The 24,747-nt window shown below is 41.0% G+C and carries 22 protein-coding genes; 2 read left to right on the top strand and 20 right to left on the bottom strand.

What is annotated here, in order from left to right:
• The first annotated feature begins 60 nt into the window (after positions 1–60).
• Positions 61–1,509 carry a tRNA (N6-isopentenyl adenosine(37)-C2)-methylthiotransferase MiaB gene (miaB, locus tag C8P65_RS01785; protein ID WP_107780784.1) on the top strand — a complete coding sequence of 483 codons (1,449 nt, stop codon included), beginning with the start codon at positions 61–63 and terminating at the stop codon, positions 1,507–1,509.
• A gap of 70 nt (positions 1,510–1,579) precedes the next feature.
• Here the strand turns inward: miaB and C8P65_RS01780 are convergent, their stop codons facing one another.
• The 9 genes from C8P65_RS01780 to C8P65_RS01740 all read right to left on the bottom strand — a co-directional run bounded on the left by C8P65_RS01780 (position 1,580) and on the right by C8P65_RS01740 (position 9,213).
• Positions 1,580–2,413 (bottom strand): hypothetical protein, encoded by an 834-nt coding sequence (locus C8P65_RS01780; RefSeq protein ID WP_107780783.1) that lies wholly within the window; start codon positions 2,411–2,413, stop codon positions 1,580–1,582.
• A 17-nt stretch (positions 2,414–2,430) separates the two neighbouring features.
• Positions 2,431–3,516: a hypothetical protein gene (locus C8P65_RS01775; RefSeq protein ID WP_107780781.1), complete on the bottom strand. Its 1,086-nt coding sequence runs from the start codon at positions 3,514–3,516 to the stop codon at positions 2,431–2,433.
• Between the two features lie 172 nt (positions 3,517–3,688).
• Positions 3,689–4,192: a lipocalin-like domain-containing protein gene (locus tag C8P65_RS01770; RefSeq protein WP_107780780.1), complete on the bottom strand. Its 504-nt coding sequence runs from the start codon at positions 4,190–4,192 to the stop codon at positions 3,689–3,691.
• A 102-nt stretch (positions 4,193–4,294) separates the two neighbouring features.
• Positions 4,295–4,786: a metallophosphoesterase family protein gene (locus C8P65_RS01765; protein WP_107780778.1), complete on the bottom strand. Its 492-nt coding sequence runs from the start codon at positions 4,784–4,786 to the stop codon at positions 4,295–4,297.
• Positions 4,783–5,541 (bottom strand): ribonuclease III, encoded by a 759-nt coding sequence (rnc, locus tag C8P65_RS01760; RefSeq protein ID WP_034539681.1) that lies wholly within the window; start codon positions 5,539–5,541, stop codon positions 4,783–4,785. Before rnc ends, C8P65_RS01765 begins: the two co-directional genes overlap by 4 nt.
• 5 nt (positions 5,542–5,546) lie before the next feature.
• On the bottom strand, positions 5,547–6,794 hold the full coding sequence (fabF, locus tag C8P65_RS01755; protein ID WP_107780775.1) for a beta-ketoacyl-ACP synthase II: 1,248 nt from the start codon (positions 6,792–6,794) through the stop codon (positions 5,547–5,549).
• A gap of 102 nt (positions 6,795–6,896) precedes the next feature.
• Positions 6,897–7,133 (bottom strand): acyl carrier protein, encoded by a 237-nt coding sequence (locus C8P65_RS01750; protein WP_095914858.1) that lies wholly within the window; start codon positions 7,131–7,133, stop codon positions 6,897–6,899.
• Positions 7,134–7,470: 337 nt separating this feature from the next.
• Positions 7,471–8,031: a hypothetical protein gene (locus C8P65_RS01745; protein ID WP_107780773.1), complete on the bottom strand. Its 561-nt coding sequence runs from the start codon at positions 8,029–8,031 to the stop codon at positions 7,471–7,473.
• A 63-nt stretch (positions 8,032–8,094) separates the two neighbouring features.
• Complete coding sequence (locus tag C8P65_RS01740; RefSeq protein ID WP_107780771.1) at positions 8,095–9,213, bottom strand: beta-ketoacyl synthase N-terminal-like domain-containing protein; 1,119 nt, start codon at positions 9,211–9,213, stop codon at positions 8,095–8,097.
• Between the two features lie 116 nt (positions 9,214–9,329).
• On the opposite strand from C8P65_RS01740, the gene C8P65_RS01735 reads away from it, so the two are divergent.
• Complete coding sequence (locus tag C8P65_RS01735) at positions 9,330–10,610, top strand: MFS transporter (protein WP_107780769.1); 1,281 nt, start codon at positions 9,330–9,332, stop codon at positions 10,608–10,610.
• Between the two features lie 171 nt (positions 10,611–10,781).
• Here the strand turns inward: C8P65_RS01735 and metF are convergent, their stop codons facing one another.
• The 11 genes from metF to C8P65_RS01680 form a co-directional block, all read right to left on the bottom strand.
• Positions 10,782–11,735, bottom strand: a complete 954-nt coding sequence (metF, locus tag C8P65_RS01730; RefSeq protein ID WP_107780768.1) for a methylenetetrahydrofolate reductase [NAD(P)H] — start codon at positions 11,733–11,735, stop codon at positions 10,782–10,784.
• Positions 11,704–12,309 carry a GrpB family protein gene (locus tag C8P65_RS01725; protein ID WP_107780766.1) on the bottom strand — a complete coding sequence of 202 codons (606 nt, stop codon included), beginning with the start codon at positions 12,307–12,309 and terminating at the stop codon, positions 11,704–11,706. The genes metF and C8P65_RS01725 overlap by 32 nt, the downstream gene beginning before the upstream one ends.
• 14 nt (positions 12,310–12,323) lie before the next feature.
• Positions 12,324–14,735, bottom strand: a complete 2,412-nt coding sequence (gene thrA, locus C8P65_RS01720) for a bifunctional aspartate kinase/homoserine dehydrogenase I (RefSeq protein ID WP_107780764.1) — start codon at positions 14,733–14,735, stop codon at positions 12,324–12,326.
• A 38-nt stretch (positions 14,736–14,773) separates the two neighbouring features.
• Positions 14,774–15,745 carry an alpha/beta fold hydrolase gene (locus tag C8P65_RS01715; RefSeq protein ID WP_107780762.1) on the bottom strand — a complete coding sequence of 324 codons (972 nt, stop codon included), beginning with the start codon at positions 15,743–15,745 and terminating at the stop codon, positions 14,774–14,776.
• 23 nt (positions 15,746–15,768) lie between these two features.
• Complete coding sequence (gene yihA / locus C8P65_RS01710) at positions 15,769–16,371, bottom strand: ribosome biogenesis GTP-binding protein YihA/YsxC (RefSeq protein WP_009389660.1); 603 nt, start codon at positions 16,369–16,371, stop codon at positions 15,769–15,771.
• A gap of 13 nt (positions 16,372–16,384) precedes the next feature.
• Positions 16,385–17,146, bottom strand: a complete 762-nt coding sequence (locus C8P65_RS01705; protein ID WP_009389662.1) for an alpha/beta fold hydrolase — start codon at positions 17,144–17,146, stop codon at positions 16,385–16,387.
• A gap of 227 nt (positions 17,147–17,373) precedes the next feature.
• Positions 17,374–17,694 (bottom strand): DUF3467 domain-containing protein, encoded by a 321-nt coding sequence (locus C8P65_RS01700; RefSeq protein WP_095913389.1) that lies wholly within the window; start codon positions 17,692–17,694, stop codon positions 17,374–17,376.
• 3 nt (positions 17,695–17,697) lie between these two features.
• Positions 17,698–21,981: a DNA-directed RNA polymerase subunit beta' gene (rpoC, locus tag C8P65_RS01695; protein WP_095913391.1), complete on the bottom strand. Its 4,284-nt coding sequence runs from the start codon at positions 21,979–21,981 to the stop codon at positions 17,698–17,700.
• Positions 21,982–22,206: 225 nt separating this feature from the next.
• Entirely contained in the window at positions 22,207–23,130 is a 924-nt protein-coding gene (locus C8P65_RS01690; protein ID WP_107780760.1) for a YiiG family protein, read from the bottom strand.
• Between the two features lie 180 nt (positions 23,131–23,310).
• A complete protein-coding gene (locus C8P65_RS01685; RefSeq protein ID WP_107780758.1) occupies positions 23,311–24,264 on the bottom strand; it encodes a glycosyltransferase family 2 protein in 954 nt (317 codons plus the stop codon).
• Positions 24,261–24,716 (bottom strand): type I restriction enzyme HsdR N-terminal domain-containing protein, encoded by a 456-nt coding sequence (locus tag C8P65_RS01680; protein WP_107780756.1) that lies wholly within the window; start codon positions 24,714–24,716, stop codon positions 24,261–24,263. The genes C8P65_RS01685 and C8P65_RS01680 overlap by 4 nt, the downstream gene beginning before the upstream one ends.
• Positions 24,717–24,747 lie beyond the last annotated feature (31 nt).

The raw sequence follows: 24,747 nt of genomic DNA, 5'->3' as shown, positions 1-24,747 counted from the left end.
ATTGCTAATTATCAATAGTTTTGTATCTTTGCACCCTCAAAATTAGTAACTAAACCTTTTATGGCAAAAGAAATAGACGAAAGCAAGCAGGGGCAAAGCCTTGTACTTACCGCCGACAGCACCAATACCAAGAAATTATATATCGAAAGCTATGGCTGTCAGATGAACTTTTCCGACAGCGAAATAGTGGCTTCTATCCTTTCGAAAGTGGGCTATAACACCACCGATAGCGTAGATGATGCCGACTTAGTGCTTATCAACACCTGCTCAGTTCGTGATAAAGCCGAGCAGACTATCCGCAAACGCTTGGAACAGTTCAACGTGTATAAACGCAAAAAACCGGCTATGAAAGTGGGGGTATTAGGCTGTATGGCCGAAAGGGTAAAGCACGCTTTCCTCGAAGAAGAAAAAATAGTAGATATGGTCGTAGGACCCGATGCTTATAAAGACCTTCCCAACCTATTGGAGGAAGTAGAAGGCGGTCGCGAGGCGGTAAATGTTATTCTCTCTAAAGACGAAACATATGCCGACATCGCTCCTATACGCCTCAACAGCAACGGGGTTACTGCCTTTGTATCTATCACACGCGGTTGCGATAATATGTGTACTTTCTGCATCGTGCCTTTCACTCGTGGGCGTGAACGCAGTCGTGACCCTTACTCTATCCTCAATGAAATAGGCGACCTACAAGCGCGTGGTTTTAAAGAAGTTACCCTACTGGGGCAAAACGTAGATAGCTACTTGTGGTATGGCGGCGGATTGAAGAAAGATTTCAGCAAAGCTACCGAAATGCAGCAGGCTACAGCTATCAACTTCGCCAAGCTACTCGATATGGTAGCCACCGCTTATCCCAAGATGCGCATTCGCTTCTCTACCTCTAACCCTCAGGATATGACTTTTGAGGTTATTGATACTATGGCGAAGCATCACAACATCTGCAAATACATACACCTGCCCGTACAGAGCGGCAGCAACCGCATACTCAAGGCGATGAACCGTATGCATACCCGCGAAGAGTATTTTGCACTAATAGACGGCATACGCCAGCGTATCCCCGATTGTGCTATCTCTCAAGATATGATTACAGGTTTCCCTACTGAAACAGAAGAAGACCACCGCGATACTCTTTCGCTAATGGAGTATGTAAAATACGATTTTGGGTTTATGTTTGCCTACTCTGAGCGACCTGGCACTTTAGCGGCTCGCAAAATAGCAGATGATGTACCTGAGGAAGTGAAGAAACGCCGTTTAACCGAAATCATCGACTTACAGCAACAGCACAGCCTCTATCGCACCCAAGCGCAGGTAGGCAACACTGTAGAGGTACTCATAGAGGGTAATTCTAAGAAGTCAGACCAAGAATGGATGGGGCGCAACAGTCAGAATACAGTAGTGGTATTCCCCAAGGAAGACTACAAAATCGGCGATTTCGTAATGGTAAAAATCACTGATTGCACTTCTACTACCCTCATCGGAAAAGCTGTAGGCTACAGCGAGTATTTCAATTAGTCAATTAGCTAATTTATTAATACAAAAAAGGCGGCTCAACGCAAGCGTTGAGCCGCCTTTTTTTAAGTTTTTAGTCCCCGTTATATTGTGAGTAAAACTCTGAGGAAAGTTCTGAAATTTTACCTCCTAATTGTTTCTCTAATTCAGCATTTATTAGGTCATACAAATTCTTATTTTCATCTTTGTAAACTGTCATACCATTTTTGTTTACCTTAGTATTTTCTAAATATATTTTCACTAAAGGAGTGGCTAAAGCCTCTGGATTTTTACTCACAAATGCTTTCATTGTTTTTCTTGCTACTGGTATCTCAAAAGAAGGAGTATTATCTATCCCAAATATAAAGGTTATTACATCATCTGCATAACACAGTTTCACTTCTTTTAACTTTTTGCTATTAGGATATTTCTTAATAAAGTTGCTCTCATTAAGTAGTAATGTACCTAACTCATCCCAACTAATCATCAGGGCTGCATCATTATACATAAACGGACGTATATCATTAATTCTTATATATAGAAGATATTCCTCTGACAAATAATTTTTAAAAATCTTAGCCAAATAACCTTTTTTAAAATAAAAACCACCAAAACCCTCATCCCAAGCGTCTTGTAAACCACTATTATTCAATAGTTTTTGAAAATCTGTAGTAAAGCCTCCATCTTTTTTTAAATAAGGCTTAAAAGAAGAAGATTCTATATCTTCTATCTCTAATAATTTTTCCCTAGCCTCTTTAGCAAACTTCTCGCACAAAATGTCATTCTTAGTTTTATTAGTATTAGCTTGCATTTGGGCAATTGTTTGTTTTTTCAGAGCATTTACGCTCTTAATAATAGCTACAGGGTCTTTCTGTGCAAAGCCTAAAGATACTATCAAAAGGCTTAATAGGGTAATGTAATGTTTCATATGATAGTTCTTTTTATTTAAAATGGGAATTTTATAGTTCTTTCAGTAAGGTCTTCGTCAAACTGTACATCGTAATACAGCACAGTAGGGTATAACAAAAAACCTGAATTTTGCTTAATAGTAAGTTTGTATAGGTTGTGGTAATCTAGGTAGAGAGTAGTTTCAGAATGCCCTTGCATTACGATATCGCCCTTTACACAGCTTACAGTATAAGGATTATCAGAATTATTCACGAGCTTAAGTAGCCCTTGGTTAGCTTTTCGTTTGTTATTGCTATTAGTATTATAACTGCTATTGCTGTTATTATTTACTGGGGTCTGAAAATCGGCAAGGTATTGCCACGATACATTTTCAGGAGCCATAGTCTTCTCGCCCCCAAAGTCGCCTGTTGTATAGTAAATAGCTGTTGTTTCAGGCTGATAAGCCGCTAACACCTGATACTGATAGCCTGAAATATCATCTATATTATCACAGCTATAGCTAAAGAGTACATACTCTTGTCCGTTTATAAAAGTAGCCCCATATTTAGAAGCCATTGAGCGAGACATCTTTTTGCCTATACGTGCTTCGATATACGGTTCAATAGTAGAAGCTACGTTTTCTAACCCCTCTAAAGGCAACAGTTTACCTCCTTTGAGTTCAAACGGATATTCCTCAGCATAGCCGCCACTACTCATCGTATTCACCACTTCATAATAGCGCGAACTCACAGCTTTCTTTCCTGCATAACAACTTTCTAACAGATAATCATAGTTATCTGTACCTATAGCTGCACTTAACGATTGTACAAAATTATCTTTTGTTGAGGCAGTGCGAAGAGACGATGTGTAGTAGGAGTCATACGTATTGGGTACGATTACTTTCATCACGCGGGTTACCTCTTCTTTTGATAGCGAGGGGTACCATCTATGGGCTTGTTCGGCTTTGGTTACCACATAAAAATGGCGAGCAAAGCTAGCATAAGCGTTATCAGGTACCTGCGTTCTCATCTTAAAGAGAAGATTGCTATCATATACATTAGAAAAATTGCTGCTATTTTGCGAATAACAATGCATCAGCAGCCCTAAAAAGGCAATAAGAGTTGTAAAATATTTTATTTTCATTGTTAAAAAAGTAATAATTTGAGGCAAATATACAAATTATTTTCTAAATACCTACATTCACCTCATTATCTTTCGTAGATTAGTAGCTACCTCTACTTTATTTGACTGAGTAGAACATAAAAAAGGCGGCTCAACGCAAGCGTTGAGCCGCCTTTTTTAGTATATTATAATATTATCTTCGGTAAGTGATTGTTACATTCAAAATATCATCAATCGTATAACCAGATAACTCAAGAAAGTTTTGCTCTTGCATTTGTAATCGCATTATTTTTTTAAACTCATCATTATATTTAAAGACTAATTCGCTTTCGTTTAAATTAATAACATCAAGAGCTCTTAATGCTTTGTCATTAATCACAAAACAAATAGTACTTCCTTTAATCACGTACAAAAAAGAAGCTGAGTTATATTTACAAGTTTTTTCGTCTTTCTTATAATTGTATTCATTTAGTATCCAACGATCTCCTTTAAATATATAATTCATTTTCTTTATGCAATTAAAAGCCTCTGAAGGAACTATTTGAGAGAAGAGTTTCCCATCAGACATTCTTGATTCCACATAGTTCCATTGTCCTTCTAACTGTGCTCGTGTGTACTTAGCATCGTTATCATTGTCTTTTTTAGTGCACGCTGCGAAAGCTATCACAGAAAGTGCGATTAGTAATATTTTTTTCATAGGAATAAAGTTTAAAATTTGCTACAAAGATAAAAAAACTTCTTTTTATTAGCAAAATATTCCAAGAAAAATACACGAATTATTTTATACCGATAATTACCTCTACCTCTCTGCTAATTCTATAATCTCTAAATTCTTTATTTCACCCGCTTCAAGCTCAAAACGGAGCATAGTGCGGACTTTCTGCCAGCCGTAGATGCCTGCCGCCCCCGGATTGAGGTGCAGTAGCTGGTATTGTGGGTCGTATTGTACTTTTAGTATATGCGAATGCCCCGAAATGAAGAGTCGGGGTGGGTGTTTTTGTATTTCGCGTTTGGCTAAAGGAGTGTATCGATTAGGGTAGCCCCCTATGTGTATCATTAGTACCTCTACTCCCTCGCACTCAAAACGATTTACCTCTGGGAAGTAGCCGCGTACCTCAGTGCCATCTATATTGCCATAAACCCCTCGCAAAGGCTTTATTGCCTCGAGGGCTTGTATGACGGCCACATTGCCAAAGTCACCGCAATGCCAGACCTCATCAGCCTCTGAGGCATAGTGAAGTATACGCTCGTCTATGTACGAATGCGTGTCGGAGAGGAGTAAGATTTTCATTTCACATCTAATTTGTAGTGCTGTTTGCCCTGTATCTTATAGCAAGTGCGCTTAGCAGCACTCTCTTCGGCTCTCTTCTTAGAGGTAGCCCGTGCGCGTGTAACCGAAAAGCCCTCTACATATACTTTGGCTACGAAGTATTTCGTCTCTGAACGGTCTTCTACATCTTCTTCTGCCTCAAATGAAAAGTCGCGTTTGTGCTTCTGGCACCATTCTATTAGCAAACTTTTATGGCTAATAACCTTTTCTTCGAGGTTTTTGATATTGATATAAGGCAAAATGAGCTTGCGTTCTATAAATTTGAAGCAAGTTTTATAGCCTTTATCCAAATAGATAGCCCCTATAAGCGCCTCGAAAAGATTGCCTGTGATGTTATTGCCCAACTGCTTGGGGGTGAGTTTCGTACGCAGAAAACTGAGCAGCTGTAGCTCTTCGCCCAGCTGGTTTAGGTTGCGCCTTTCTACTATTTTAGAGCGCATTTTGGTCAGGTAGCCCTCGTCTTGCTCAGGCGCATTAGTAAAAATATAATCGGCTATTACTGCCCCCAAAATAGCATCGCCAAGAAACTCAAGTCGCTCATAGCTCTTGCGGGTAGCCTTTTGGTATTGGTAGGATGGATGCGTAAAAGCCTCGCTATAAAATGACAGATTTTTAGGCGCATAGCCCAAAAGATCTTTCATTTTATTGTAAAAAATCCCGTCTTTCTTCTTAGAAGTAAAACGGGAAAATGACAATATTTTCTTTAAGCTGAACACTTGTATTATAACTTTTTGAATAGTAAGCAAGCGTTATGACCTCCGAAACCGAAAGTATTACTCATTGCTACTTTTACATCGCGTTTTTGTGCTTGGTTGAAAGTGAAGTTTAGGCGTTGGTCTATCTTCTCATCAGGAGTTTCAAAGTTGATAGTAGGTGGTACGATACCGTGCTTAATAGCCAATATCGAAGCCACTGCTTCAACAGCTCCTGCTGCACCAAGTAAGTGTCCTGTCATCGACTTGGTTGAGTTGATATTGATATTATAAGCGTGCTCTCCGAACACATCAATTACTGCTTTCGACTCGGCTATATCACCCAGCGGGGTAGAAGTACCGTGCATATTGATAGCATCGACTTCATTTATCGCTACGCCAGCGTCTTTAAGACAGTTATTCATCACCAATTTAGCGCCAAGCCCTTCAGGGTGAGGTGCCGTCATATGGTGAGCGTCTGCTGAAAGTCCGCCACCAGCCAATTCGCAATAGATAGTAGCCCCACGTGCTACAGCGTGGTTGTACTCTTCAAGCACAATAGCCCCTGCTCCTTCGCCCAATACAAAACCATCGCGGTTAGCATCAAACGGACGCGATGCCTTAGCTGGGTTTTCGTTGAAAGTAGAAAGAGCGTGCAAAGCATTGAAGCCCCCTATACCAGCGATAGTAACAGCTGCTTCAGAGCCGCCCGATACTATTACATCGGCATAGCCAAAACGAATATAGTTAAGCGCATCAATCATAGCATTGGCAGCCGAAGCACAAGCCGACACGGTAGTGAAGTTAGGACCTCTGAAGCCATATTTAATAGAAATCATACCCGATGCTATGTCGGCTATCATTTTAGGTATAAAGAAAGGATTGAAGCGAGGCGTACCATCACCCTGATTAAAGTTGGTTACCTCATTTTGGAAAGTTTCTAACCCTCCGATTCCTGAACCCCATATCACACCCACGCGGTCTTTATCAACCTTATCAACGTCTAAATGAGCATCTTTGATAGCTTCATCGGATACCACAGAAGCATACTGCGCAAACTTATCAAGCTTGCGAGCTTCTTTTCTATCCATAAAGTCCTCAATATTGAACCCTTTTAGCTCGCAGGCGAACTGGGTTTTAAACTTAGAGGCATCGAAATGGGTAATAGGGGCAGCGCCACTTTTTCCTTCTACGAGTCCGTTCCAAAAATCTTGTGAGGTATTACCAATGGGGGTCAAGGCACCTATGCCTGTTACTACTACGCGTCTTCTCTCCATATAGTGTTATCTTTTTAGTATTTAGGTTCTAAAAAAAGCATTAGGCACTAAGCCACTAACCTACCTATATAGGTGGTTAATAGCTTAGTGCCCATTAGCCCATTATTGTTTAGCATCTTCAATGTATTTGATTGCTTGACCTACTGTTTGGATATTTTCAGCTTGGTCATCTGGGATTTGAATATCAAATTCTTTTTCAAACTCCATAATCAACTCTACAGTGTCTAATGAATCTGCTCCTAAGTCGTTAGTGAAGCTCGCTTCTGCGTTCACTTCATTTTCGTCTACGCCTAACTTATCAACGATAATGGCTTTAACTCTTGATGCAATGTCTGACATAATTTTTCTTTTTTTATAACTATAATTACTGAGTGCAAAAGTAAGCATTTTTTTTGAATAGCAATCGTTTTCGAACAAATATTGTGCTTTTTTTTGATGTTAAAATACCAAAGTCGTTTATTATCAGGGGGTTATTAACTGCTATAGTATAGCTTCTTTTTGTCTTTTAAGGGGTGAAATCAATCGAAAATTGTGAATTTACTTTAACAGATAAAACCCTACAAAACAAACTTTTTTTTGATAATTAAAAAAATAACTGTACCTTTGCAACGTAAATGGTGTTACACGCAACTTCGTGTTGCTATCGGTTTCACCCCCCCGAGAGGCAAGTTGATGATTATTCAATTTGCCTCTTTGTTATTTTAAAACGTTTTGTCTCTACTGCTAAAACTTTCATATTAGGCATTATAAAAATAACTCGCTCAATATGCCTTGCTCTCCCTTGTGCAAAAGTAGCTCGCAAAATGTCATAAGCTTCTCTATTAGACCTTAATTGTTTAGTAAATTGAATAATCACTTCACTAACAAACTGTCGGCTTGCTTCTTTTAAAGCACTCTGAATTATATTTTTCCCGTTATTACTCTCTGTTACTTTTATATCTGTAAAATATTGAAAATACAGATTAAAAGTATCCGGATTAGTCTCACCATCATTTATAACAGGAAGCATTCTATACTGATAGCCTTTATTAGTTAAAAATCTAAGTGCTACAACATTTTTCTTAAACTCTTTTTTATTCTGTTTCCCTGAAGTAAAGATTTCAAAAACACCTTTTTCTATAGTTTCATCTTTCACAAAGCTAATCAAATGATAGCGCTCTAAACGTTCTTTTATAGTTTTCATTGGGTCAGTTTTAATTATAGAAGCAAAGGTAATATTTTTTTTCAAAGAAAACATTCCCTTTCACCAGTTTTTTTCTTCGATATCTCCCTTTACTTTGAATACACTTACACTATAGGATCACCGAAGGATTAGCGAAGGATTAGCGAAAGATGACTGAAGGATTACCGAAATACCATTACCTCCGAAACCTACCGCATTTATCATTACTGTTTGGAGTTTTTCGGGCACTTCATTTACCTCATCAAGATAAGGTATAGGCTGAAAGGTATTGCGCTGTAGCATCTCGATTGCCATACCGAGATTGAGCGCTCCACTTGCGCCGTAAGTATGTCCGTGTCGCCATTTATTATTAGTCAGCAGTGGTTTTTGCGACCCAAAGACTGCCTCTATGGCATTGAGCTCTGCCCTATCGCCCTTAATAGTGCCCGTGCAGTGGGTGATAACCACATCTATCTTAGGATTACCTGCACTCTCTAAGGCGCTGCGCATCGACTCTTGCAGACATTGTCCGTCAGGGGACAGCGAAACGCTATGGGTGAGTTGCTCGGTAGCAAAGCCAATTCCTATAATATACGCCAAAGCGTTAGGGCGCTCACCTTTCTCTAAACAAAAGCAGCCTGCTCCCTCGCCCAAGACCATCGTATTCTGTTTTTTGGTCATATCCATAGACCTACAAGGGTAAGGCAACGGCAGAGAGCTGTAGATTTTAAGGGCTTTGACCTGCGCAATGGTAAAAGGCGTAAGGGGAGCCTCAGTACCTCCTACCAAAAAACGCTCTTCCATACCGCTCTGTAGCCACGCTACCGCATTGGCGATGCCGTGCAAAGCAGTAGAGCAAGTGATAGAGTGCGAAAGGGCAAAGCCTTGTGTAGCAAAGTATTGCGCTACCCACGTGCTTACATTGCCCAAGGTAGTGGTGGGCGATGCTAAGGTTTTGCAATAGCCCTCGCTTAGGAAATGTGCATAATGCGACTCGAACAGTTCGGTAGCTCCGCGCGAAGAACCTATATTCACCCCAAAACGCTGTCCGCTCCAGCCTGCTTGGCATACCGCTTCCTTAGCGGTAAAAAGGGCATATAGCACGGTGGGGTCTAAAAATTCGTATGCGGGATTGCTCTGACGCAAAGTTGCTATAAGGGAACGTTTTTCTTCTGAAAGTCGCCCCATTGGCACGTCATCGCAGTTTGTTATTTGGTCGGCAGCAAGAGTAGCTGCTCCTGTAATGGCTATTTTCATTGATAAATAATTTTTAAATTTCGAGGGTTGTTAAGCAATAATAAAAATATTTTTTGTATTTTTGGCGAAATTTTCACTAATAAATATTTATTTTCTAAATAAAAAACACCACCATTATGAACAAAGAAAAGAAAAATCCTATCTCGTGGGTTCCTACCACTTACTTTGCTATGGGGCTCCCTTTTGTGATGCTTTCATTAGTTTCTCCTATCATTTTCAAGGACTTAGGGGTTGCTAACGACCAGATTGCTTTCTGGACTTCGCTGCTTATCCTCCCTTGGTCGCTCAAACCTATCATCAGTGTACTTATGGAAATCTACGGTACTAAAAAACAGTACATCGTTATCACTGAATTGCTTTCGGCTGCTGTGTTTGGGCTTATCGTTTTTTCACTACCTCTGCCTAACTTCTTCGTAACTTGCTTGGCGCTAATGGGGGTTATCGCTTTTAGCGGCTCTACCCACGACATCGCTGGCGATGGTATGTATATGCAGCAATTAGACGCTTCTACCCAAAGCGTGTATTCGGGTTGGCAAGGGGCTTTTTATAACCTTGCAAAAGTATTGGCTAACGGCGGGCTTATCTTCTTGGCTGGCTGGCTGGTAAACGAAAAAGGTATGAGCATCGTAGCCTCTTGGCAGCTAATTATCAGCATCTGTGCTGTTATTTTAGGTTTGGTAGGTTTGTATCATATGTACGCTCTTCCGAAAGACGAGAAAAATACTTCTGACGGCGATTTTAGTGAAAAAAGCAAAGAACTATGGGGCATTTTCGTAGCTTTCTTTCAAAAGAAATATATATTTTACTATTTATTTTTCATTTTCTTGTACCGCTTTGCTGAAGGATTAGCGATGAAAATTGCGCCTCTGTTCTTAAAAGACAGCATAGAGGTAGGAGGCTTAGGGCTTTCTAACGAGCAATACGGATTGGTATACGGCACAGCGGGTACGGCAGCTTTCATCATAGGATCTATAGTAGCGGGTTATTTTGTCTCGGTTGTGGGACTCCGTAAAGCACTTTTCACCTTAGCTTGTGCTTTCAACATTCCGTTTGTAGTATATCTTCTTTTCGCTTATTTTCAGCCTACCAGTTTGATAGTTATCGGTTGTGGTATCGTAGGCGAATACTTTGGCTATGGTTTTGGTTTTGTGGGACTTACGCTCTTTATGATGCAACAGATAGCCCCAGGGAAATACCAAATGGCGCACTACGCTTTTGCTAATAGCCTGATGAACTTAGGGGTGATGATACCTGGAATGCTCAGCGGCTACCTCAGCAAGGTTTTGGGATACGAACTTTTCTTCGCTATAGTGATGCTCTGCACCCTTCCTGCTCTTGCTATCACTTGGAGCGTGCCTTTCACTTACAAAGATAATGTAAAGCAGACATACAAATAAAAAATAGCACAAACAATACGAACAAATAGGGGGCGAATCGCGATTCGCCCCCTATATTTTTTAACAATGTTGTAACACGGTGCGACAACTATTTGCGTACTTCAGTAAAAGGTCGGAATTTTGCCCCGTAAAAGTTTCGAAGCTTATTCCGTTCTTTGACATATTGGGAAATTAAAACACCTCTGAAATCACCTTTACGATATTGTCTGATTTACCCATTGAATAGTAATGGAGCACCGGTACGCCTGCCGCTTTAAGCTCTTTGCTCTGCTGTATAGCCCACTCTATTCCTATCTGTTTGACATCGGCATTATGCTTGCAGGCTTCGACTGCCTCAACAAGTTCCTGTGGAAAATCTATCTTGAAGGCTTGCGAAAGCAAGTTGAGATGCTTTTTAACCGCAATCGGCTTGATACCAGGTATGATAGGCACATTTATACCAGCTTCGCGCGCTTTGTCTACAAACTCAAAGTATTTCTGATTATCGAAAAACATCTGCGTTACTACATAATCAGCCCCCGCCTCTACCTTTTCTTTAAGGCGTGCCAAGTCTGAGGTAAGTGAGGGTGCCTCGATATGCTTCTCCGGATAGCCCGCTACCCCTATACAGAAGTTAGCCTTATGGTCGGCTGCGATGCCATTGAGGTAGATACCCTTATTCAGATTGCTGATTTGGGTAACTAACTCGGTAGCATAGGTATGACCGCCCTCAGTAGGCTGAAAATAGCGTTGCTCTTTCATTGCATCGCCGCGCAATGCCATCACGTTATCGATACCTAAGTAGAGACAGTCTACCAACAGATATTCTGTCTCTTCTTTTGAAAAACCACCACAAAGCACGTGGGGCACGGTATCTACCTTGTATTTATGCTGAATAGCTGCACAGATGCCTACCGTACCTGGACGCATACGAGTTACTTTTTTTTCTAATAGTCCGTTAGGGTGTTCGATGTAATAATACTCCTCGCGCGAGGTAGTAACATCAATAAACGGAGGATTAAACTCCATTAGAGGGTCTATATTTCGGTATAGTTCCTCGATGTTATTCCCTTTTTTAGGGGGTACTACTTCAAAAGAGAAGAGCGTCTTCCCTTTAGCATTCTTTATATGGTCTGTTATTTTCATATTTTCCTTTAAATTCTTCTTTTGCTATCAGTGTATATTGTTTCACAAAGTCTGTTTTGTGAGCGGTATAGGCATCTCGATCGTGCTCGAAAGGCTTCCAAAGAGATAATTTGAGCGTTTCATAAGCTCTCGCTACTGATGGGTGTGCTAATAATTCATCGCGAAAATAAAGTTCGTCATTATCACCTTCATAACGCAAGTGCAGGTGATATACACGTTCTGCAAACCCATTAATAGTATAGCCTTTATTAAAAGAAATCCTATTGTTTGCTTCATTCATACACAGATATCCCGATTGTAGTATGAGTTCTTTTAGCTTCTGAAATGAAGCCTCTTTTTTCACTTCTAAAAGCATATCTACAATAGGTTTTGCTTGTATTTGTTCAACAGCTGTACTACCTATATGGCTTAGGCGTACCACTTCATCAAAAGGTAATTGTTTTAAAAGAAAACTACGCTCTTCCTCATACCATTCTTTCCATAAAGGATTGTGTTGTGTAAGATTGATAGGAAACAGTTGCCACAAGTCCTGCAACGACATTTTTAACAAAGGATTTTCTTCTTTTTCTACCATTAGCTATTAGTGAATTATACTCTACTCTTTTCTGCTAATCTTAGAATATCACCAAATACGCCTCGTGCTGTTACTGAGGCTCCTGCTCCTGCCCCTTGTATCACGATAGGGTTATCGCCATAAGATTCTGTATAAATCTCAAAGATTGAATCAGCTCCTTTTACCTGACCAAGAGCACTATTGCGAGGAACAGACACTAACGACACGTCTAACTGCACTGTATTAGTAGAAGCTAAATCGCCGTGAAGGTCGCCTACATAGCGCAGTACGTGGTCAGGCTCTTGGGCTTCTTTTATTTGTTGATAAGGGGCATTAAACTCGTCTAAGCGTTGCAAAAAGTCTTCGACAGAGCCTTCTCTCAAATGCTCTGGGATAAGGTTTTGAATCTTTACATCAGTGAATTCATTGCCTAAGTCGAGTTCGCGGGCTAATATAAGTAGCTTGCGCCCTACATCATTACCGCAAAGGTCTTCACGAGGGTCAGGCTCGGTATAACCACTGTTAATAGCGTGTTGGAGCACTTCGCTAAACGGCTTATCTTCTGCTGAAAAAGTATTGAACAAGTAGCTGAGTGTACCTGAGAATATCCCCTTGATACGGGTAATGTTCTCGCCTGAATGGTGTAGTAGGCGAATGGTATCTATCAACGGCAATCCTGCTCCTACATTGGTTTCATAAAGATACGTTTTTTGGTACTGCTTAAGGGTTTTGCGCAGCTCTTGGTAGAAGCTAAAGGAGATAGTATTGGCTATTTTATTAGCTGAAACAAGGTCGTAACCACTCTTAATCAGAGGAATGTAGTTATCTACAAAAGTCTTGCTGGCGGTTACATCTACTGCAATAAGGTTTTCTAAGTGATTTTTATCTACAAAAGCCTGTAAAGTATCAAAGTTATAAGGTACAGCTTCGCGCTCAAAAGCCTCTTCCCAGCCTTTGCCAATCCCTTTGGCGGCAGTGAGTATTTTCTGAGAATTAGCAATGGCTACAATACGCAAGCTAATATTCTTGCGCTGCAAGATATTATCGTGGGCAGCTATCACTTGGTTGATAAGCGTACCGCCTACTGTACCTTTGCCGAAAATCACTAAGTTGATACGGCGCGACACCCCAAAGATTTCGCCGTGGATAACATTTAGTGCCTTGTGAAGTTTTTCAGTCTTAAGCACCAAACTAACGTTTTTACCCGTTACGGCATTATTGATAAGTAAAGGCACTATCTGGTTGCGTATCAGTGCATTATAAGGGTGATGGAAAGTAGAGAGAGGTTGCCCTACAATTGAGATGACTGCTACATCATCTACGATGCTCACACTGCTTACATCATTGGTATAGAAGTCGTGCGAAAACTCTTCGTCTATAGCGGCTTTAGCAAGTTTAGCATCTTTAGAAGCTACTACTAAACCTACTCCGCGCTCTGATGAACCTTGAGAGATAATGCTCACACTAATGCCTTTCTGTGCTAAAGCCCTAAAAATACGCGCATCAACCCCCACCTTGCCCAGGAGTCCGCGACCTTCCATCACGATAAGGGCATTGTCTTTAATAACAGAAATTGATTTGATACCCTCTTGCTCGCTCTCTTGGTGAATGAGTGTGCCTGTATCATCACTATTAAAAGTGTTCTTAATGCGCAATGGGATACCCTTCTCAATAAGCGGAATAATGGTTTTGGCGTGAAGTATAGAAGCCCCAAAGTTAGCCAACTCATTGGCTTCTTCATAAGAAAGATGACGTATGATTTTGGCTTCGGGTACTAATTCAGGATTGGCAGTGAAGATACCATCGACGTGAGTGTAGTTTTGCAGTTCAGAAGCATTAAGATAGTTAGCCAAGAGAGCTGCTGAATAGTTGCTACCATTGCGCCCCAAGGTGGTGGTATCGCCTTTTTCGGTAGAGGCAATAAAGCCTGTAACTACTGCTACGTGATTGGGAGGAATAGTAGCAAAGCGGTCACGGGTGAGTTTTTCGGATACTGAATTGATAATTTGTGCATTGCCTACTACAGCATCCGTTTTGAAGATTTCACGACTATCAACAAAGGTGCTTTCTAAGCCCTTGCGTTTAAGTAGTGCTGCTACGAGTTTAGCTGACATTAGTTCGCCTTGTGCCAATACCAAATCTTTAGTCTTGGGACTATAATCTTTTAATAGAGATACTCCTTCAAGAAGTTTTTCGAGTAGCTGAAATTCGGGTTCAAACGACACTCGAGGGTCATACTGCTGTTCATCTTTCAGTTGTTGAAAGTCGGCAGTATAATCCTCGCCTCTACTTGCTTTTTCGAGCAATGCCTCTAATTCATCAGTAGTGTTACCTCGCGCTGATACTACTACCGATAGAGGTTCTTTATGTGAAGTAATGATAATATCAATCACCTTTTCAATACCGTCATTGGCAAGTGATTTACCACCAAATTTTAATATTTTCATATTTTTATCTTTTACTTAGTTTGAGATTTACCGTTAGATTAAAAGATTTTCTTCAAAAACTGTTCTAATTGTTTGTGTTCTATTAGGAAAGCATCGTGTCCGTGTATAGAGTGTATTTCGTAGTAATCTACAGGTTTGCCCATTTCGCGCAGCTCGGCTACAGTATCGCGGTTTTCTTGAGGCACAAAATATAGGTCAGAATCAGTACTTACGATAGTAATATGTGCCGTAATAGGCGCTACCGCTTCAGCGAAACTACCACGATCTTTTGAAATATCTATTGTTTTTACCAATTGATTCATCAGCTTATAAGCCGAAAGCGAAAAACGTTTGTTCAGCTTTTCACCGTGATGCAGCAACCAGCTCTCTACATTGTATAACTGGGTAGGCAGATGGGTAGTGCGTTCGAACTTCATTTTCAGTGATTGAGGGGTACGATAACACAGCATAGCGTGCAGGCGCGCATCATGCAAGGGGTGTGTAGAGTTTTTAAGTATTTGCTCTTGTAGTAGGCAGTTGCCTATAATCCAATCGGTTGCCTTCCAGTCAGCGGCTACTATTACTAATTGCTGAAAGTAATCAGGCGCAAGAGCTGCCATCTCCCAAGCAATACCGCCCCCTAACGAACAACCTACTAAAGCAAATACAGAGTTTAGCCCCAAGTGTTCTTTGAGAGCTATATTGAATAAGCGCGCGACATCTACCGCCGCCCAATGCTGGTAGTTAGTTATCATATCTTCCTCGCGTGCGTGGAAGCCATTACCTGGAATATTAAATGCTACTACGGTATATATATCAGTATTAATCACTTTGGCAGTACCTATAGCCTCTGCCCACCAACCGTTTTCGCCTGCTACTTGCGAATTGCCCGTAAAAGCGTGGTTTACTACCACTACCGGAGCTGTACCTAAAGGCTTGCCAAACAGTTGATAAGTAACCCTAAGTGAAGGAATACGCACTCCATACGAAGTAACGAAATCAAGCAAGTCATAATGCAAAATATCTAACATAGCTTACTTTTTAATATCTACCATTAACCGTTAATAATTGTTTGATTTGTTTGCTCTATATATTGTGTTAGCTCCTCTTTTCCTGTTTTATTCTGTGCTGAAGTTACAAAATAAGGAGGAAATTCCTCCCACCACTCAAGTAATGCTTCTTTATAAGCTGCTACATTGCGCTCTATAGCTTGGGGTTTTAGCTTATCAGCTTTGGTAAAGATAATAGCAAATGGTATAGCCCGTTCTCCCAGCCACTGCATAAACTCTACATCTATTTTTTGAGGCTCGTGGCGTATGTCTACTAACACAAAAGCACTCACCAACTGCTCGCGTTGCTCAAAATAATCCGTAATAAAGCGCTGAAATACTTGTTTAGTGGTTTTTGATACCCGTGCATAACCATAGCCTGGCAAATCAACTAGAAACCAGCGGTCATCTATTTTGAAATGATTGATAAGCTGTGTTTTACCAGGGCGACCTGAAGTCTTAGCTAAATTCTTACAATTGGTAAGCATATTGATAAGAGACGATTTCCCAACATTAGAGCGCCCTATAAAAGCATACTCAGGCAGCCTGTCCTTAGGACACTTGGCCACCTGTGAGTTGCTCATTACAAATTCAGCTTTTTTTATCATCTCTTGCTAATTATCAATTATTAATTGTTTTAAGCCACTGGTCTAATATTTGGTTAAACTCTTGAGGTCGCTCCATCATAGGGGCGTGCCCACATTTGTCTATCCAATGAAGCTCGGCATTAGGTAATAGCTCCTTAAATTCTTCTGCTACTTTAGGAGGGGTTACTATATCATTTTTGCCCCAGATAAGGCAAGTAGGAGTGGTCATCTTAGGCAAATCTTTTGCCATATTATGGCGAATTGCACTCTTAGCTAATGCTAATGTTTTGATGAGTTTAGAGCGATCTGAAATATTAGCAAATACCTCATCTACTATCTCTTTAGTAGCCACAGCAGGGTCATAGAACACCTCTTCGCATTTTTTTCTGATAAAATCATAGTCACCACGGCGGGGATACCCATCGCTCATAGCACTTTCATACAGCCCCGAACTACCTGTAAGCACTAAACCTAACACATTTTTAGGGTACAGCTTAGTATAAAGTAAGCCTACGTGTCCGCCTAAAGAGTTCCCTAACAAGATAACTTTTTCAAATTTCTTGTGTTTTATGAACTTTTGAATGTATTTAGCTAATGTTTTTACCGAAGTAGTGAGCAAAGGCATTGTGAAAAGAGGTAGCTCGGGCACTACCACCTTATATCTATCCGAAAAAAAAGAAATTACGTCTTCAAAATTACTCAGCCCCCCCATCAGCCCGTGTAATACGATGATAGGGGTTCCTTCTCCTTGTTCGATATATGAAAATTTACCTTCTTTTTTTACTTCTGTTGTCATTGGTATTTATCAAAAAGATTTTTGAAGCACAAAGATAATATTTTATTTCTAATTGTACACAACAAAAGAGAAAAATATTTTTTATCTGTTTATTGTTCAAGTGAAAAACAAGTGATTATCAAGTCTTCTAAAAAATAAATACATAAAAAAACTTTGCCAAAGTCGCGAAACTTTGGCAAAGTTTATCATCAATTTTGCGTTCTTTGTTTTGTATTTAGCCTTTGGTATTAGGCCTCTCCGGTGATACCAAAAAGCGGAATAGTGTGTGTATCGCTTTTTTCTGCTATCATACCGTGAGCATCTTCGTAGTGGCGTATATTTTCTGCCAAAGCCCCTAACAGACGCTTAGCGTGCTCTGGAGTGAGTATCACCCTACTGCGCACCTTACCCTTAGGCATTCCTGGCATTACGCTTACAAAATCTACTACAAACTCAGTAGCCGAGTGATTGATGATAGCCAAGTTAGCATACACCCCTTGCGCTATCTGCTCGTCCAACTCTATGCTTAGTTGTCCGTTGCCTTCTTTTATCTCTTCTAATTCGCTCATAGTCTATCTCGATTTTTTCTTTTCCACTACTGGTTCTAAGTCAGCTTTAGAACCTACGATTATCTTCTCATAACGTTTAAGACCAGTACCTGCAGGTATACGATGTCCTACAATTACGTTCTCTTTTAGTCCGTCTAACGAATCTACCTTACCGCTTACCGCAGCCTCATTGAGTACTTTAGTAGTTTCTTGGAACGATGCTGCTGAAATAAACGACTTAGTTTGTAATGACGCACGAGTAATACCTTGTAGTACAGGCATAGCTGTAGCCGGTATGATGTCGCGAGCTACTACTAAGTTCTTATCAGAGCGTTTTAGCAATGAATTTTCATCGCGTAGTTCGCGGAGACTTACTATCTGTCCTGCTTTTAGGTTTTCAGAGTCGCCTGCATCTTCTACTACTTTCTTACCAAAGAGTCTGTCGTTTTCTTCTATAAAGTCGTCTTTATGTACTAACTGACCTTCGAGGTAAAGTGTATCTCCTGGATCTTGTATTTCTACCTTGCGCATCATCTGACGAACGATTACCTCAAAGTGCTTATCGTTAATCTTCACCCCTTGTAGTCGGTATACCTCTTGTACTTCGTTTACTAAGTATTGTTGTACAGCCGATGGTCCTTTGATGCGTAGTATATCGTCAGGCGTTACAGAACCGTCTGATAGCGGTTTACCAGCACGCACATAGTCGTTTTCTTGCACCAATATCTGGCTTGATAGTTTTACCAAATATTTGCGCTCTTCGCCTAAACGAGAGGTTACAATTACCTCTTTATTACCACGTTTTATTTTTCCGAATGATACTACCCCGTCAATTTCTGATACAATAGCAGGGTTAGAAGGGTTACGTGCTTCGAACAACTCAGTTACACGTGGTAGACCACCGGTGATATCGCCCGCCTTAGCTGAACTACGCGGTATTTTCACCAATACTTTACCCTCTTCTATCTTACTGTTGTTATCCACCATTATGTGGGCACCTACTGGCAAGTTGTAAGAACGAAGTGTTTCGCCATTCTTATCAACAATTAATAAGGTAGGTATCAACTTCTTATTACGAGATTCTACGATTACCTTTTCTTGGAAGCCTGTTTGCTCGTCTATTTCTACTTGGTAAGTAACCCCTTGTTCGATATCTTCATAAGCTATCTTACCAGAGAACTCTGAAATGATTACCGCGTTGTACGGATCCCATTGGAAGAGCAAAGTACCTTTCTTCACTTCTTCTTTATCTTTTACAAAGATGTGCGCCCCATAAGGAATATCGTGCGTTTGTAGCACCATACGAGTAGTAGGGTCGAGTACTTTTAGCTCTGATGAGCGTATTACTACATCTACACTTTGGTCGCCATCTTTGCTGGTTACCACGCGTAGGTCTTCTATCTCTAATATACCGTCAAAACGGGCTTCTGTTTTATTTTCTTCAGATACGTTACCTGCCACCCCACCGGCGTGGAAAGTACGTAGTGTAAGCTGTGTACCAGGCTCACCAATAGATTGAGCAGCTACTACCCCTACGGCCTCTCCTCTTTGTACCATACGACCAGTAGAAAGGTTGCGTCCGTAGCACTTCGCACAGATACCGTGTTTTGCCTCGCAAGTAAGAGCTGAGCGCACCTCTACCATTTCAATAGGTGCTGCATCTATCTTATCTACTATTTTTTCAGTAATTTCTTCACCCGCAGCTACCAATAACTCTTCGGTAAGTGGGTTGTACACATCGTGTAGCGATACACGACCGAGTATACGTTCGCCCAAACTTTCTACCACCTCTTCGTTTTTCTTAAGGGCACGTACTTCAACCCCACGTAGAGTACCGCAATCTTCGGTATTGATGATAACATCTTGTGATACGTCTACCAAACGACGGGTCAAATAACCGGCATCGGCAGTCTTAAGGGCGGTATCGGCAAGACCTTTACGAGCCCCGTGGGTAGAGATAAAGTACTCGAGGATTGAAAGCCCCTCTTTAAAGTTAGAAAGAATCGGGTTCTCGATGATTTCGCCCCCTCCGGCTGTTGATTTCTTAGGCTTAGCCATCAAACCACGCATACCGGTAAGCTGACGTATCTGCTCTTTAGAACCACGAGCTCCTGAGTCGAGCATCATATACACAGAGTTAAACCCTTGTTGGTCGGTGCTGATACGCTTCATAGCCAACTCAGTAAGCTGAGCATTGGTAGAAGTCCACACATCAATCACTTGGTTATAACGCTCGTTATTGGTGATGAGACCCATATTATAGTTCATCATAATACCGTCTACCAAACCATTAGCTTCAGCAATCATATCTGCTTTTTCTTGCGGAATAATGATGTCGCCTAAGCTGAATGATAGTCCGCCTTTGAAAGCGAAACGGTATCCCATATTCTTTATTTTATCGAGGAAGTCGCCTGTTACAGGTATGCTGGTAGCCTTAAGTATTCGCCCGATAATATCGCGTAATGACTTCTTAGTAAGCACCTCGTTTACATACCCTACTTCTAAAGGCACTAACTCATTGAAGAGCACACGCCCTGTGGTGGTTTCTACTAAATGATAGTATACATTACCCTCCTCATCGAGGTCGCGAACACGCACTTTTATAAAGGCGTTGAGGCTTAGCTTCCCTTCGTTGTAGGCTATATTTACCTCTTCGGGAGAGTAAAACGCTAGACCTTCTCCTTTGATAGGATATTCAGGTGTTGATTTACGTCCTTTGGTGATGTAGTAAAGCCCCAAGACCATATCTTGTGAAGGTACGGTAATAGGTGATCCGTTAGCAGGGTTCAAGATATTGTGCGATGCCAACATCAAGAGTTGTGCCTCGAGTATTGCTTCAGGGCCTAATGGCAAGTGTACCGCCATCTGGTCACCGTCGAAGTCGGCGTTGAACGCTGTACACACCAATGGGTGCAGCTGGATAGCTTTCCCCTCGATGAGTTTAGGCTGGAATGCCTGAATACCCAAACGGTGTAGCGTGGGGGCACGGTTCAGTAGTACAGGGTGACCTTTTATCACATTTTCCAAAATATCCCATACTACTGGTTCTTTTTTATCAATGATTTTCTTAGCAGATTTCACCGTCTTCACGATACCACGCTCAATAAGCTTGCGTATCACGAAAGGTTTATATAGTTCGGCTGCCATATTTTTGGGCAAACCGCATTCGTACATTTTTAGTTCAGGGCCTACGACGATAACTGAACGCGCTGAATAATCGACACGTTTACCGAGTAGGTTCTGACGGAAACGACCTTGTTTTCCTTTGAGCGAGTCAGAAAGAGATTTTAAAGGTCTGTTAGATTCTGTTTTTACCGCTGATGACTTACGAGTGTTATCGAAAAGTGAATCGACTGCCTCTTGTAGCATACGTTTTTCATTACGCAAGATAACATCAGGAGCTTTGATTTCCATCAAACGTTTTAAACGGTTATTGCGTATGATTACACGGCGGTATAAATCGTTAAGGTCTGAAGTAGCAAAACGACCTCCATCGAGAGGTACTAACGGACGTAATTCAGGCGGGATAACAGGTATCACCTTCATAATCATCCACTCAGGTTTATTCTCGCGGTTCTTTTGTGATTCGCGGAAAGCCTCTACCACTTGTAGGCGTTTTAGCGCTTCCGTTTTGCGTTGTTTAGAGCTTTCGTTATTAGCTTTATGGCGTAAGTCGTACGAAAGCGCATCGAGGTCGAGACGCTCGAGGAGCTCTAAGAGGCATTCAGCCCCCATTTTGGCTACGAACTTATTAGGATCAGTATCTTCAAGATATTGGTTATCAGCAGGAAGAGACTCGAGTATAGCGAGGTATTCTTCTTCAGAAAGGAAGTCGAGGTACTGAATATCTTCACCTTCAGGCCCCTTAGCAACACCGGGCTGTATCACCACATAGCGTTCGTAGTAGATAATCATATCCAACTTTTTAGAAGGCAGCCCGAGCAGATAACCTATTTTGTTAGGCAATGAGCGGAAATACCAAATATGGGCGATAGGCACCACTAAGTTGATATGCCCTACTCTTTCACGGCGTACTTTCTTTTCAGTTACTTCTACCCCACAACGGTCGCACACGATACCCTTATAGCGGATACGCTTATACTTACCGCAGGCACATTCATAGTCCTTAACAGGACCGAAAATACGCTCACAAAAAAGCCCATCTCGTTCTGGCTTGTGAGTACGATAGTTGATAGTTTCGGGCTTAGTAACCTCGCCGCGCGAAACAGCCAAGATAGATTCGGGAGAGGCTAAGCCAATAGAAATCTTATCAAATTTTGGAACAGTTGTATTTTTATCTTTTGCCATATTGTTATGGTGAAATAAATAAGGTTATTCAGACCCTACCAGACCCCCGCCTGATAACGCCTAATTACAAAATATCGTGCAAAAGTACAACTATTTTTTTAATTAACAACTATTTTTTTATATTGTTTTTTTCAAAAAGTTTTTAATGCACTGATTTTCAGAATATAAAAACTGCTGCTTTCTTGAAGAAAACAGCAGTTGTATATCATTATTTAGTTTTTACACTTAGTTTACAAAGCTATTATAAGCACTTACTAAAGATTGATAAGCGCTATCTACTTGGTTGAAGCCATTCTGATCAAATTTTTTCTTTTCTTTAGTGTCGCGGATAAATTTGCGCAAAGCACCAAGGTAATCTTCACCTTCTTTATTAAGTCTTTCGTAGTTAGATTTAGCTGAAGCATCTTTTACCTCTATCTTTTGGTTGTTAGCCAATTGGGTTTCAATTGCTTTATAAGCCGCGTCTAATTTATCAACATTTACCTTTTCAGCCTCTGATTGTGCTACTACTTCATCAATAAATTCGCCTGCTACTGCCAATAACTTCTTAGATGATAAGATGTTTTCTTTTAGAGGGTGGTCTTCGAGGATGATACCCTCTGCTTTTTCTACGATACTATCCATTTCGCCAAAAAGTTTGGTACGTAGTTTTTGAAATGCCTCTATTTCAACTTCTGCTTTTTGTTTAAGTTCAGCGAATTTAGCTCCTTTATCATCTTTAAAGTCTTCACTTTCTAAGTGTGATTTTACTTCGCTTAAGAGCTTTTTTACTTCCTCAGCGTGTTTTTTAAGTTCACTAAAATCTTTAGCAATCACCTCTTTTTTATCGCCAAAAGCATCAGAAGGTGTTGCTTTTGATTTATCACCAAAATCGTGATATGTATCAACAAGAATTGGTCTGCTAGCCCAATTGTTTTTTAATGTTTTTTGCACATACTCATCAGCATCCTCAAGGTAATCTACCCCTCGCTCTATAACACTTTTGTTATAGTTTCTTGACGCTTCTAACGCATCGTTATAAAAGCCAATAATTTCATTAGCTTGGTCTTTACCACCTACTTCGTCAGCACCGTTTGCTTTCGAACCATTTGAATTACAGCCTGTAAGGAATGCCCCTACTACAGCCAAAGCGAAAATAATCTTTTTCATTTGTCTTTTTTTATTATTTATTAATGCCACAAAGATATAAAATAAAATAATAACCTTTCGAAGTTTAACAATAGTTTAACATTAGTCGCTAGTGGTTAGTCGTTAGTCGCTAGAAGGGGGTAGCGTTCGGTCATCGTTCGGTCATCATTCGGTCATCGTTCGGTGAAAAAAGTAGGTTTGTTAGCAAAAGATGCTTTTTCTCTGGTAATAATCTTCAATAGTATAAGGGGGTCTTTTGCGTTGGAATTTGCTAAAATGCCGGTAGAAGTAAAAATGGGCTCGCAATACTGCCCACGTGAGGCGAGGTTTGCCGGTGAACAGGTAGTAAGCCCCTGCAGCTCCATCAATGAGCATACGCACAAAAAGTCTGCGGTATAGGCAGCGTGCTGGGAGGTTTTTGAGCAACATTAGCAGACTGTTTCGGAAGTTTAGGTACGTTTTCTGTGGATTAGTAGCCGAAAGGGTCGCCCCCCCAACATGATAAACCACGCTTTGAGGGCAGCAAACTACTTTATGTCCCCTATGATGGGCACGCCAACAGAGGTCGATTTCCTCTTGATGGGCAAAAAAGTCGGCATCGAAGCCCCCTAAAGCGTGAAAAACAGTCGAACGGACGAACAAACAGGCTCCTGATGCCCAGAATATCGGGCAAGGCGAAGGCTCATCGTACTGCCCTCTGTCTTCCTCTACCTGCTGTAAGCGTCGCCCCCGACAGTACGGAAATCCGTATTTATCGATATAGCCGCCTGCTGCCCCTGCATACTCGAAATGAGTAGGGCGTTTATAGTCTAATATTTTGGGCTGTACCATTGCTATCTGCGGGTCTTCAAAGCATTTAAGCACCGGAGACAACCACCCCTCAGTGACAGCTACATCGGAGTTTAGCAAGCAATAGACATCGGCTTGCACCTGCTGTAACGCGCGGTTATAGCCTGCCGCATAGCCCTCATTAGTAGGGTTTTGTAGTATCGAGACCTGTGGGTAATGCGTGCGCAGGAACTCTACTGAGCCGTCAGTAGAAGCGTTGTCCGCCACATACACTTGGGCACCCGCCGCGTGCGTGAGGACAGTAGGGAGGAAACGCTCGAGCAACTGCTGCCCGTTCCAATTAAGAATAACGATAGCTATAGTCATAGTTGAAAATCGCCATAATGGGGTAAATCTCTTAAGAAAAGATACTGCCCCAGCTTATAGTCCATTTGGCAATAATAATGTGATACTCCGTTGGTTACCATTAGGTAAGTAGCCTTAAGCGCCAAGTTGTATCGGGCTATTTGGTCGAAAGTATCTTGAGTAATCGACACGTTGGGGGCTTTGCATTCTACCACTAAGAAAATATCGCCTCGCCGCGTGTAAATGACCACGTCATAACGTTTAGTCAATTCGTTCACTGTCAAGGCTTTTTCTACATTTATCAATGATTTGGGGTAGCCTTTTTCTTCTATTAAAAAGTGCAACACGTGTTGTCGCACCCACTCCTCTGGTTGTAGCACTACGTATTTGCGTCTGATAATATCATAAATCCACCATTTACCATCCGCTTTTTTGGTTCTAAACTCGTAGGCTTTAAAATTTAGCTCTTTCATAGTGCAAAAGTAGAAATATTTTTTGTATTTT

Source organism: Capnocytophaga leadbetteri (assembly GCF_003054025.1).
Classification (GTDB): Bacteria; Bacteroidota; Bacteroidia; order Flavobacteriales; family Flavobacteriaceae; genus Capnocytophaga; species Capnocytophaga leadbetteri.
The sequence above is the reverse complement of the archived record's forward strand: the minus strand, read 5'-3'. Positions and strand labels throughout refer to the sequence as shown.